The organism is Enterobacter sp. DVT3837, assembly GCF_056238685.1.
Genome location: NZ_JBWDLA010000002.1, coordinates 1,302,463 through 1,314,720, shown reverse-complemented (window position 1 = coordinate 1,314,720; position 12,258 = coordinate 1,302,463). Strand labels below are relative to the sequence as shown.

At 50.7% G+C, this 12,258-nt stretch carries 13 protein-coding genes; 5 read left to right on the top strand and 8 right to left on the bottom strand.

Annotated features, from left to right (window positions below):
• Positions 1 to 373 precede the first annotated feature (373 nt).
• Positions 374 to 1,378 carry an IS110-like element IS4321 family transposase gene (locus AC0XWG_RS21320; protein ID WP_000427623.1) on the bottom strand — a complete coding sequence of 335 codons (1,005 nt, stop codon included), beginning with the start codon at positions 1,376 to 1,378 and terminating at the stop codon, positions 374 to 376.
• A gap of 160 nt (positions 1,379 to 1,538) precedes the next feature.
• Here AC0XWG_RS21320 and pepT point away from each other — a divergent pair, with 160 nt between their 5' ends.
• Positions 1,539 to 2,762, top strand: a complete 1,224-nt coding sequence (gene pepT, locus AC0XWG_RS21315) for a peptidase T (protein WP_032666982.1) — start codon at positions 1,539 to 1,541, stop codon at positions 2,760 to 2,762.
• Between the two features lie 96 nt (positions 2,763 to 2,858).
• Entirely contained in the window at positions 2,859 to 3,350 is a 492-nt protein-coding gene (locus AC0XWG_RS21310; protein WP_128348828.1) for an REP-associated tyrosine transposase, read from the top strand.
• A gap of 93 nt (positions 3,351 to 3,443) precedes the next feature.
• On the opposite strand, the gene AC0XWG_RS21305 is transcribed toward AC0XWG_RS21310, so the two are convergent.
• The 7 genes from AC0XWG_RS21305 to AC0XWG_RS21275 all read right to left on the bottom strand — a co-directional run bounded on the left by AC0XWG_RS21305 (position 3,444) and on the right by AC0XWG_RS21275 (position 10,271).
• On the bottom strand, positions 3,444 to 4,565 hold the full coding sequence (locus AC0XWG_RS21305; RefSeq protein ID WP_108090189.1) for a ribosomal protein uL16 3-hydroxylase: 1,122 nt from the start codon (positions 4,563 to 4,565) through the stop codon (positions 3,444 to 3,446).
• 91 nt (positions 4,566 to 4,656) lie between these two features.
• Complete coding sequence (gene phoQ, locus AC0XWG_RS21300; RefSeq protein ID WP_028019016.1) at positions 4,657 to 6,120, bottom strand: two-component system sensor histidine kinase PhoQ; 1,464 nt, start codon at positions 6,118 to 6,120, stop codon at positions 4,657 to 4,659.
• The gene (gene phoP / locus AC0XWG_RS21295) at positions 6,121 to 6,792 is read right to left on the bottom strand and encodes a two-component system response regulator PhoP (protein ID WP_475681128.1); all 672 of its coding nucleotides are present in this window, start codon (positions 6,790 to 6,792) and stop codon (positions 6,121 to 6,123) included.
• 73 nt (positions 6,793 to 6,865) lie between these two features.
• Positions 6,866 to 8,152, bottom strand: a complete 1,287-nt coding sequence (locus AC0XWG_RS21290; RefSeq protein WP_047747794.1) for a site-specific integrase — start codon at positions 8,150 to 8,152, stop codon at positions 6,866 to 6,868.
• Positions 8,152 to 8,367, bottom strand: coding sequence for an excisionase family protein (gene xisR, locus AC0XWG_RS21285; RefSeq protein ID WP_475681036.1), 216 nt, complete (start codon positions 8,365 to 8,367; stop codon positions 8,152 to 8,154). The genes AC0XWG_RS21290 and xisR overlap by 1 nt, the downstream gene beginning before the upstream one ends.
• 67 nt (positions 8,368 to 8,434) lie before the next feature.
• Positions 8,435 to 8,674 (bottom strand): DUF4060 family protein, encoded by a 240-nt coding sequence (locus AC0XWG_RS21280; RefSeq protein ID WP_475681035.1) that lies wholly within the window; start codon positions 8,672 to 8,674, stop codon positions 8,435 to 8,437.
• Entirely contained in the window at positions 8,661 to 10,271 is a 1,611-nt protein-coding gene (locus AC0XWG_RS21275; protein WP_475681034.1) for an exodeoxyribonuclease VIII, read from the bottom strand. The genes AC0XWG_RS21280 and AC0XWG_RS21275 overlap by 14 nt, the downstream gene beginning before the upstream one ends.
• A gap of 112 nt (positions 10,272 to 10,383) precedes the next feature.
• Here AC0XWG_RS21275 and AC0XWG_RS21270 point away from each other — a divergent pair.
• The 3 genes from AC0XWG_RS21270 (at position 10,384) to AC0XWG_RS21260 (ending at position 12,200) form a co-directional block, all read left to right on the top strand.
• Positions 10,384 to 11,081 (top strand): IS1 family transposase gene (locus tag AC0XWG_RS21270; protein WP_223216367.1). Its coding sequence is split into 2 segments (ribosomal slippage): positions 10,384 to 10,633 and positions 10,633 to 11,081, totalling 699 coding nucleotides; the frame shifts between segments, so codons are not numbered across the junction.
• A 41-nt stretch (positions 11,082 to 11,122) separates the two neighbouring features.
• Positions 11,123 to 11,887, top strand: coding sequence for a hypothetical protein (locus tag AC0XWG_RS21265; RefSeq protein WP_475681033.1), 765 nt, complete (start codon positions 11,123 to 11,125; stop codon positions 11,885 to 11,887).
• Positions 11,856 to 12,200 carry a hypothetical protein gene (locus AC0XWG_RS21260; RefSeq protein ID WP_475681032.1) on the top strand — a complete coding sequence of 115 codons (345 nt, stop codon included), beginning with the start codon at positions 11,856 to 11,858 and terminating at the stop codon, positions 12,198 to 12,200. The genes AC0XWG_RS21265 and AC0XWG_RS21260 overlap by 32 nt, the downstream gene beginning before the upstream one ends.
• Positions 12,201 to 12,258: the final 58 nt, after the last annotated feature.

Here is a 12,258-nt window from a genome sequence, read left to right as displayed (position 1 = left end):
GTAACCACCTTGGTGACTCGTAATGAGGGCGGACATTCTACGGTAAACCACTGGAATCGCCAATCCTTGTCACTGATTCATAAGCTACATTTACTAGCGTATAACGATATAAACGGAATCTATGGTCACTCCCGTTTTTGCAACACCGATTTTGACGACAAGTTGGCTTGCTTGAATCTATCCGGCGTCTGAATGGGATTTTATTCCCGCGCCTTGATGAGTTCCGCGCCTGATGAACCTCCAGAAAATATACGGCTTCAATGAGCCTTTCCGTTTTACAGGTTCCTCAACAGGCCGGTGGGCCGTTAGTATCATCAATATCAGTATTCGCAAAACCAGATCAGTAATTCTTTAAACCGGTGTATTTCTGCCGTTATGCTACATAAGTTTGCTGTCGTGCCGTTAGGGCCCAGGCTATTCTGGCCAGCTTGTTTGCCAGAGCACAAGTGACGACAAAGTTGCTTTTCCGGCACAGTAAATCCCTGACCCAATCGGCCAATTTGCCAGACTGGTGTTCCAGTTTTTGTATGAATACCCTGGCACATTGAACCAACAAAGTTCGGATCTTTTTATTACCTCGCTTACTAATTCCCAGCAATGTCGTCCTACCTCCCGTGCTGTACTGCCGAGGTACAAGCCCTGTTGCCGCCGCAAAGTCACGGCTGCTGGCGTACTGCTTCCCGTCGCCAATCTCAGTTGAAATAGTACTCGCTGTCAGTGTTCCGACGCAGGGAATGCTCAGCAAGCGCTGTCCAACCTCATCTTCGTCCAACTTTCGTTTCAACTGGGATTCCAAATCTTTAATCTGCTCAACAAGATAGTGATAATGCTGTTGTAATTTCAGCAATAACTGGCTGAGGTAAAGAGGCAAACTATTATCCTCAAGAATGGTACTCAGTCGGCTAATAACGGCAGCTCCTCGGGGAACGCTAATGCCAAATTCCAGCAGAAAAGCATGCATTTGATTGGTTGTTTTTACCTTATCCTGAACCAGGGATTCACGGACACGATGCAGAGCCCGCATTGCCTGCTGAGATTCCGTTCTGGGCTGCACAAAACGCATAGACGGACGCGATGCAGCTTCACAAATAGCTTCGGCGTCGACAAAGTCGTTTTTATTGCTTTTAACGAACGGGCGGACAAATTGTGGTGATATCAGCTTTGGGGAATGCCCCAACTCTTCCAACTTGCGTGCCATAAAGTGAGAACCGCCACAGGCTTCCATTGCGATGGTTGTAGCGGGGCATGTCGCCAAAAATTCGATCAACTTTGGCCGGGTAAATTTTTTACGGTAAACAGCCTTCCCGCGACGATCCTGGCAATGAATATGGAAAGAGTTTTTACCCAGATCGATACCAATGAGCGCAATGTTTTCCATGATAGTTCTCCGAATGAAAGCCTGTCCTCAGCATAGTACCGGGAAGGAGGGAGTGACCATCTCATTAAATATTCTCGTTTGCGGGATAAAAGTGACCTGACGCAATATTTGCGTTTTGATGCTTATTGATAATGTTGTCACAAAAAGTGAGGGTGACTGCATGGATAAATTACTTGAGCGTTTTTTACAGTACGTTTCGCTGGATACCCAATCTAAACCGGGTGTCCGCCAGGTGCCGAGCACCGAAGGCCAGTGGAAGTTATTAAACCTGCTTAAAGAGCAGCTTGACGCCATGGGGCTGGTTAACGTCACGTTAAGCGATAAAGGCACTGTGATGGGAACGCTGCCTGCAAATGTCCCGGGCGATATTCCGGCGGTTGGTTTTATCTCCCATGTCGACACCTCTCCGGACTTTAGCGGCAAACACGTGAACCCGCAGATTGTTGAAAACTACCGCGGCGGTGATATTGCGCTGGGCATTGGTGATGAAGTGCTCTCTCCTGTGATGTTTCCGGTGCTGCACCAGTTACTCGGCCAGACGTTGATCACCACCGACGGGAAAACGCTGCTGGGGGCAGATGACAAGGCGGGGATCGCGGAAATCATGACCGCGCTGGCGGTACTGAAGGGTAAAAATATTCCACACGGTGATATCCGCGTGGCATTCACGCCTGATGAAGAGGTCGGAAAGGGGGCGAAACATTTCGATGTGGAGGCCTTCAACGCGAAGTGGGCTTATACCGTCGATGGTGGTGGTGTAGGTGAGCTGGAGTATGAAAACTTCAATGCCGCATCGGTGACGATCAAGATTGTCGGGAACAATGTTCATCCAGGCTCCGCCAAAGGAGTGATGGTGAATGCGTTGTCGCTGGCATCACGCATTCATGCGGAAGTACCTGTAGAAGAAAGCCCGGAGCAGACGGAAGGCTATGAAGGTTTCTATCACCTGACCAGCATCAAAGGCACCGTAGATAGCGCGCAGATGCACTACATCATCCGCGATTTTGACCGCAAAGCGTTTGAAGCGCGCAAGCGTAAAATGATGGAGATCGCGAAGAAGGTTGGGAAGGGCTTGCACCCTGACTGCTATATCGAGCTGATCATCGAAGACAGCTATTACAATATGCGTGAGAAGGTGATGGCGCATCCGCATATTATTGATATCGCCCAGCAGGCGATGCGCGATTGCGACATTGAACCGATCTTAAAACCGATTCGTGGCGGCACTGATGGATCCCAGCTGTCATTTATGGGGTTGCCTTGCCCGAACCTGTTTACCGGTGGCTACAACTACCATGGCAAACACGAATTTGTGACGCTGGAAGGGATGGAAAAAGCAGTGAAGGTGATTGTGCGGATAGCGGAGTTAACCGCGAAGCAGTAAGACATTGCCCGGTGTCGCTACGCTTACCGGGCCTACGATCAGAATGTAGGCCGGGTAAGGCGCAGCCGCCACCCGGCGTTAAGGCAAGGAATGCCCATGTCAAACTATCGTCGCCTCTACATCCCCGGTGGAACCTGGTTTTTCACCGTCAACCTGCAAAACCGCCAGAGTGATTTGCTTACCCGCCATATCAATAGCCTGCGTTCCGCCACTTCAACGGTTAAACGAGCTAAACCCTTCACCATCAACGCCTGGGTTATCCTTCCTGAACATATGCACTGTATCTGGACCTTACCGGAAGGAGACTGTGATTTTTCGGCTCGCTGGCGGGATATCAAAAAAACGTTCAGTCGTAACATTGAAATGCGTCACATCTGGCAGTCGCGCTTCTGGGAACACACCATCCGTAACGAAGAAGACTATCGGCGGCATATGGATTATATCTACATCAACCCGATGAAGCATGGTTATGTTAGCAAAGTTATCGACTGGCCGTATTCAACGTTTCATCGTGAAGTACGGGAAGGGTTGTATCCGGTGGATTGGGCTGGAGAGATTGAGGATTTTGCAGCGGGTGAGCGCAAATAATAATGCCCGGTGGCGCTGCGCTTACCGGGCCTACGGGATCGAGCTTTTGTAGGCCGGGTAAGGCGCAGCCGCCACCCGGCAAATGTTTACAACTCAGTCCTCAAAGAACCAGTACCCGCTGTTTACAAGCGCAGAGAGCATCGCGAGGAAAGAGGGATCTTCCAGCGCATCGCCGAAGGTATCAGCAGTCAGCACCAGATGGCTGGCGATGGCGTCGAGGGCAGGACGGTGTGGTGAATCCAGCTTCTCGCCATTGACGAACACCTCTTCGCCAATCCGCAGAACGCGCAACCCGCCCAGACGAACCAGCTTGTCGCCCTGTTGCAACGCATCATAAATTTCATCGGCCTGATACGGAGGTTCTGGCGGCGCAACGTCCAGCTCATGACGCGACTGGCTGATAAACTCACCAAACCACTGACGGAAATGTTCGGGCTCGTTGATCAAATCCAGCATCATGCCGCGCAGTTTATCCAGCTCTTCTGGCAGAATATCAGCCGGGTGCTCGCGCGCTGGGACATCGGGATCGCTGTAACGATAACTGCCCAGCTCGCGTTGCAGAACATAGTCGGCAAAACCGCTGATCATCTCGCGACCGCTTGGTGCACGGAACCCGACAGAGTAGTTCAGCGAATTTTCCAGTGAATAACCTTCGTGCGGGAATCCAGGCGGAATGTAGAGAATATCCCCCGGCTCCAGCTCTTCGTCGATGATCCCTTCAAAAGGGTCTACCTGCAGCAGGTCCGGATGTGGGCAGTGCTGTTTCATCGGCACTTTTTCGCCCACGCGCCAGCGGCGGCGGCCAGTTCCCTGAATGATAAATACGTCGTACTGATCCAGATGCGGACCCACACCGCCGCCAGGTACGGAGAAGGAGATCATCAGATCGTCCATTCGCCAGTCAGGCAGGGCACGGAACGGACGCATTAATGCGGCAGTCGGCTCGTGCCAGTGGTTGACCGCCTGCACCAGCAGTGACCAGTTGTTTTCACCGAGATGATCATAGCTTTCGAAAGGACCGTGGCTGACCTGCCATTTCCCGTCCTGGTGGCTGACCAGGCGGCTGTCGACTTCGTTTTCCATGGCCAGACCGGCCAGTTCGTCTGGAGAGATGGGGTCGATAAAATTACTGAACCCGCGTTTCAGAACCACCGGGCGTTTTTGCCAGTAACGTTCGATAAACTCAGGCCAGTTAAGTGTTAAGTGATAGTCCATATTTTTTTATTCCGCAGGCTCTTACTGACTCGGATTATAACGGAAGCTCAGGAGCCTGGGTGCGAGATCCTCGCATTTTTCACATAACGGGTTAACTATCGTTCAATATGGGCTGCTGACGACCAAAAATCACTTCCATTCTGGCGCCGCCCAGTAAGCTATCACCGGTTTCGATGTTGCCATCGTACTGGTCGACAATCTCACGTGCGACGGATAATCCCACTCCCTGGCCGGGACGCAGTGTGTCGGCACGCTGGCCGCGATCGAACACCATTTCACGTTTATTAAGTGGAATGCCCGGGCCATCATCTTCAACAATAATGTGCAGTTCGTTCTCTGTCTGACGCGCCGACACTTCTACAAACTCCAGGCAGTACTTGCAGGCGTTGTCGAGCAGGTTCCCCATCACTTCCATAAAATCATTTTTCTCGCCGACGAAGCTGATCTCTGGCGAGATATCGAGGCTGATATTTACCCCTTTTCGCTGATAAACCTTGTTCAGTGCAGACGTGAGGTTGTCCAGCAGTGGCGCTACAGGATGTAATTCGCGGCTTAATAACGCGCTACCCGAGCGCATACTGGCGCGATGCAGATAGTAGCCAATTTGCTGAGAGATACGGCTGATTTGTTCAAGCATCACCGGTTCAGCATCATCGACGCTGAGTTTTGAACTGCGCATTGAACGCAATGTGCTTTGCATTACCGCAAGCGGTGTCTTGAGGCTGTGCGTCAGGTCGGTAAGTGTGGTGCGGTATTTGTCATAGCGTTCGCGCTCGCTTTTCAGCAGGCGGTTGAGGTTCCGCACAAGGCTTGTCAGTTCACGCGTGGTTGCAGGGTTGAGCTTTTCACGGTGGTGTTCTTCCAGTTCGCGAACCTCTTTCGCCAGTGATTCGATGGGGCGCAAGCTCCACCACGCCGCCACCCACAGCAGTGGGATCACCAGCAGCAGATTCGCGGCCAGAACATAGATGAACCAGCTCCAGACCATATAAGAACGTTTCAGTTCCACTGGAATGGTGTCGATCACTACGATGGTCAACTGCGGCATGTTCAACGTCGCCGGATAAAGATTGATTGCAACGGAGTGAGTCATTTCCGTTTCGGCATCATCGGCGCGGATCTCATTCAGTTTCTGTTGCAGAGAGCGATCTTCACGAATCAGCGAGCTGGTGGTATTAAGATCGGCTTCAATTTCATGAAACCCGTTGGTTTTAAGCCACTCCGGACGAATGCTGTTGACCAGCCAGGGAATATCGCGCTGTGCCCAAAGCAATTTTCCCTTTTCGTTATAAATCAGGGCCAGCGTTGGACTCTGCTGGTTGAGGTTTTCCGGCATTTCAACGGTGATTTTGTTGTTTTCCCACTTTGCCAGGGTATAAAACAGATTACTTTCACCGCGCAACAGTCGGAAGGTCGTTTTATCGAAGCTGACGCTGTAGCCCACCAGCGCCACCATACCGTACGAAAGCGACAAGACCAGGACAACGGCGGCCGTTGCCAGTAAAAAACGAACCCGTAGCGAGAGGGGCAGTATGTGGCGCAAAATCCGTCTCATTTAGCGTAATTCGAACAGGTAGCCCTGACCACGGACGGTGGTAATCACATCCTGTGGATACTGCGCCTGAATTTTCTTACGCAAACGTCCCATTAGTACGTCAATGGTATGGCTCTCGCGCAGTTCAGCATCTGGATAAAGCTGGAGCATTAAAGAATCTTTGCTCACCACTTTGCCATTGTTACGGATCAGCGTTTCCATAATGGTGTATTCGAAGGCGGTTAGCTTGATCACTTCATTGTTGATGGCTAATTCCCGCCGGGAGAGATCAACCTGGAACGGAGGGATAGAAATGACCTGTGAGGCCAGCCCGCTGTTGCGGCGTAACAGCGCCTGCATGCGCGCCGCCACCTCTTCAATATGAAACGGCTTGGTGACGTAATCATCTGCACCCGCACTGAGCACTTCGACCTTGTCCTGCCAGCCTTCACGGGCAGTCAGAACCAGAACCGGGAGAGAAACATCATGGCTGCGCCAGCGACGAATTAACGACAAACCGTCTTCATCAGGTAACCCTAAATCGACGATGGCGATATCCGGCAGGTGTTCATTGAGATAATAATCGGCTTCTTTTGCATCTTCGGCATCGTCCACCTGATGTCCCATCTCCTGAAGCTGTACTTTCAGGTGATGGCGTAGCAATGCATTATCCTCAACAACCAATACGCGCATCATCTCTTCTCCCTAAATTAATGGTATGAATAGTTTAACGCTGATTATGTAGTTTGGAATCAGCGTCATGAAATTAAATGACTTTTTTAATACTCCCAATACCTTGGGGGCGTCCTGGGGGCACGGCTGTCGGCATCTGGTTGTTCAGCATGTTGACCTGGTCCTGGTTCATATCGCCGATCCACTTCGAATAAACCTCATACACCATGCGCGCATCCTCATGACCCATCTGGCTGGCGATAAAGGAAGGGTTAGCACCGGCCATAAGCGTCCAGCAGGCGTATGTGTGTCGGGACTGATAAGGATTTCTCTCACGTATTCCCGAAAGTTTAGTGCCCCGTTTCCATCCATACGAAATCGAGTTTTTGGAAAAAAAGCTCTCATTCACTGACGATTTCTTTTCCGGGGAAAACACAAACCGCAGATTTTGCGGCTCTGTTTTGCCGATTTCCCGGTGATGGAAAATGATCTGCTGCCTTGGGTTATTGCCGGTGATTTCGAACTGCTCTAGCAGCGCATCATGAGCAGGCTTAAGCAGTGTAATCGTTCTGATGCCAGCATCTGTTTTCGGCGGCACAAACACCCGTTTGTTTGTCAGGCTTCTTGATACGTGAATCTCACCTTTTCTCAGATCGATATCCTCCCACGCCAGAGCACAAATCTCGCCGGGCCTCATTCCCGTGTGGACGGCTACGATGATGATCAAAGCCAGTTTTCGGGGAAGGGCGGCAATCAGTGCCTGGTACTCATGAAGTAGAAGCGGATCGGGGTCTGCCTTAGATAGCTTCAGCCGGGACACGCCCTCATAAGGAGCGTGTAATATAAACTGACTTCGATTAGCAAGCTTCAGCATTTCTGATAAAACCGCCATCTGTTTATTGACTGTTGAGGGCGCGCGTCCCTTTTTAACCAGGTTAGGCATTGAAGGGTTTAATACGCTGCCGGTCAGCAGTTCTTTGCGGTAATTCAGGATATCGGCGTGCTGAATATCAGCCAGTGGAGTATTTTCTCCCACAACACGTTTCAGTGTGTTAACTGCAGATGTGAGAGAATGAAGGGTAGCCCCCGACACCTCCAGAGCCTTTGTATCAATGAAAAAATCGCTCAGCTCTTTAAATGTCGTGATCCGCTTTGTTGATGAAAACTTTTTCAGAGCCTTCGATTCAGGGAAGCGCGCAGCGTAGTCGAACTGGCCGAACTGGATCTCACTTACGATGACTGCACGAAGGTTTCCCGCCTTCTTGATGTTACTGCTGTTAACCACCCAGCCACGGAGAACTTCGCGGCAGCGAATGCCGCGATAGGTAAACGTGATTCTGATTTTTCCGTTATGAAGTTCAACGCCGGTTGGAAAGTTCATCATGCTTCCTGAATAAATCTATTAATCAGCGGAAAGTTGTACCAGACCAAAGCGCGTTTGCTTTCTCCACCGGGTACCGCGGGTACTCGCTTAAAATGAACCCCTTCAATCCAGCTTCCGAGGCGATAAGCTTTTATTTGCCTTTCATCCAGCCCCGTTTTCTCAGTTAGCCTTCCCGCCACCATCCACTCTTCATCGAAAATGATTTGCGCCATGCTTAACTCCATGACGCCGCCACGAGCACAATACCGTAGCGGCAGATAGTATATTGATTGTCAAAAATCACCGACCAAGGCCAGGGAGGCACATAAGATGCCTGGCACCGATCATTGCCGTTGCCACGTAACTACGGGGGCGGTTAACAACCTCAACCGTAATTTTTCTCCCTTTGAACTTGATGGTGTAAAAAGTCTCTTTGTCGCTGCGACCATGCTCGCCATATTTTTCAAAATGGCATTTGAGCGCGGCGGCGCATGCTGGCCCGCCGATGCTGTCTCCCTTGCTACGGTTAATCAGACGCACAGGAGCCTTCCTGATGGTTGATCACGCCGCGGGCAAGCCCGGCGGCCATAGCCGGTAATTCCTCATACTGATTGCAATATGCCGGGTTGGAACATAAGCCCTGCAGTGCTGCAATGGTCAGCTGCTGCAGGTATGTAACAGAAGAAAGCGGAGCGTTTGTTTCAGGTGCTGGTTCGGGCTCTGCTTTGGGCTTTGCAGTAACGGTCGGCGGAACGAGTACGACAGATTTTGGTGGTTCCGGTCGTCGGTATTCCACGATCGCATCAAGCGCTATTTTCTGGCGTTCACTTTGATCATCAGACCATTGATCAAGGATGCAGGCTGCCACCATTTGAATCTCATCAATTTCAAAATCGGGAGAGAGACAAAATTCAGTATCTGCAATATCTGTGATCATTAAATCTATGAGGTGCGCGACCGGATGCCCTGTACGCAATACATCACTTTCGGATTCCTCAAGAGACAGTTCCCGAGTGCGACCCGACATAAGATCGTTAAGGGCGTAGGCAATTTCTATTTCCCGCTCGCTCATTTCCGGACAATTTTCCGTTTTTTCGACTTCATATGAGGGGGAATTATTAATCAGCGCATCGACAGAGAAGACACCGCCGCCCAGGTTCTCCACCTTCGGCTGGTCCGTGGGCTGCTGCACTGGCGAGGAGCTCTGAGCGAATGCCTCGTTGAGTTCTTTGTCGAGCTGCGCAGCTTTGGCAGGGCAAACTGCTGGCGGCTGAGTTTCGCTAGGTATAGGCGGTTTGGTTTCAGCATTGTTTTTCTCCTGCTTGATGTTGCCGCATGCGATATCAACAGTTTTTTGATCCGGTTTAGCGTGGTTAGATTCGACGAGGTTGCGGTTAATGTAAGCACGCAGATCAACCGGCCTAAGATACAGGTCTTCCGGAGCGGTTTTAATCAGCGCGATAATGGCTGCGCGGGAGAAATCCAGAATTCCCGGCGTGCCACGTAATTTATTCCACCATGCAGAAAAGCGAGGGTCTGTTCCTGCACTTTCGATTTCTTTGGCGCGGCGCATAATTTCGGATGGTATGGCGTAGATATCGAAATCCATAGCAACCGAGAGAATACCAAGCGCGGTTTCCAGACGGAGAGTAGCGAGATTATGCACCAGGTCAGGGCTGCGATCGGTAGGGTTACTGCCGCCAAGGTTGGCTGATGTGTCTGGCTGGATGTCAGGGGATACGGGCTCACGTTTGGCGGCCGGAGTATCAATCCACTTAGTGATCCCTTTTTTGATATCAGGCCATTGCGTTGAAACCTTCATGGTTTTGCGCACCCACGCCAGTAATTCTTCCTGCCGCTCACCGCTAAGGGCAAACACTCGTGGCTCCTTCACAAAGGCCTGGGCCAGTTCACGCTGGAAGCATCCATCGTCATCATTATTTAAATCCACAACCTGGCCGTACTGCGAATCGGTGATTTCCTCCACTGCGCCGAATAGGGCAAGGCATGCCGCGCGGGAGTCCTGATCGAGGTTGCGTACTATCTTCATGCCCGCGGTACGGCCAGTTTCGATAGTATCGGTTTCTGGCTGCGGTGCAGCAGCAGGTTCACCTGCATTCACATTCCAGATAGCCACGGTATCGAAAAAATCAGACGAGAAAACATCCAGCTCAGGGCAGGGTAAATCCTCACGGGTAATGGTGCCAACTTACTGATTTAGTGTACGATGGTGTTTTTGAGGTGCTCCCGTGGCTTCCATCTCCATCAGTTGTCCCTCCTGCTCAGCTACTGAAGGCGTGGTGCGTAACGGTAAAAGTACTGCCGGACATCAGCGCTATCTCTGCTCTCACTGCCGTAAAACATGGCAACTGCAGTTCACTTACACCGCTTCTCAACCCGGTACGCACCAGAAAATCATTGATATGGCCATGAATGGTGTTGGATGCCGGGCAACCGCCCGCATTATGGGCGTTGGCCTCAACACGATTTTACGTCACTTAAAAAACTCAGGCCGCAGTCGGTAACCTCGCGCATACAGCCGGGCAGTGACGTCATCGTCTGCGCGGAAATGGACGAACAGTGGGGCTACGTCGGTGCTAAATCACGTCAGCGCTGGCTGTTTTACGCGTATGACAGGATACGGAGGACGGTTGTGGCGCACGTCTTCGGTGAACGCACTCTGGCCACACTGGAGCGTCTTCTGAGCCTGCTGTCGGCCTTTGAGGTCGTGGTATGGATGACGGATGGCTGGCCGCTGTATGAATCCCGCCTGAAGGGAAAGCTGCACGTAATCAGCAAGCGTTACACTCAGCGAATTGAGCGGCATAACCTGAATCTGAGACAACATCTGGCAAGGCTGGGACGGAAGTCACTGTCGTTCTCAAAATCGGTGGAGCTGCATGACAAGGTCATCGGGCATTATCTGAACATAAAACACTATCAGTAAGTTGGAGTCATTACCCCTTTGTTAAAGCAAATCCTGAACTAGTGCAGACAGCCGCCAAATTCGGCGCGGCGCTGCTGGGTGTTGGCGTGTCCATCGGCGTGTTATCACGTGCAATCAAAATCCTGAACACGGTGATCAATCTGTCTCCTGCCAAACTGGCGATAACTGCGCTGGCGGCAGGCGCGATGCTGATTATTCAGAACTGGGATGATGTTGCCCCGGTGATAAAGGCTGCATGGGTTGAAGTGGATAAAGTTGCCCAGGCATTTGGCGGCTGGGAAACTGTTCTGGGCGGTGTTGGCCTGTATATGACAGGGGTGTTTACTGTCAAAACGCTAGGTACTCTTCGTACAGCTCTGACCTTAGCAACGCAGCTTTCCGGTGTGCTGGGAAAAATTGCTACGCTGGGGGCGACCACTGTTCAGATTGCTGTCGCGATATACATGTTTGAGCAGCTTAAAGAGATAGCTGATGCAGCGAAGGAAGCCGACCATACCGATTCATTCTGGCAGTCGCTGAAAAATCGCTGGAACTCAGGCGGCTGGTATAACAACAAGCAGCAGGTGCAACAGCGTGAAATGCTGACAGGGCAGACAACGAGGGATAATTTTTCGCTAAATCCACCGTTCCTGGGTCAGGGGCCGGTGCTTGATCGTGCAGCTGCGCCAGCGGCACAACGCAGTGAGTTAAAAGTCACTTTTGATAATGCTCCACCTGGCATGAGAGTGCTGGATATCCCGAAAGCGGGTAATCCACTGATGGATGTGACTCACGATGTCGGTTATTCACCTTTCAGAAACAAATAGATGTATTTATGCTAGCATAGACGCCTGTTCTAGAAATGCTTTGGATATGTTTATGGGTGAGTCAATTTTACTGGCAATACTTTATGGGATTATTTTAAATGTACCTGCAGCTGTTTGTGGTGTGTTGGTTAATTTAATAGCTTTTCCCAAAAATAAACCATCTGCAGCCATAGTGGCTATATTATGCTTGGTCTTTTTGTTGGTGGCATTTCCTTTAGTAATGGATTTGTTCGGTAACAAAATAGGGATGTATGGCGCAGTCATAGCTACTATAATTTCCCTATTCTCATTTAACAGAACTGTAGATATTTAAACTAATAAGTATTTGTCAAAGATTAAAACCCGCTTCGGCGGGTTTTTTCATTGAGGTA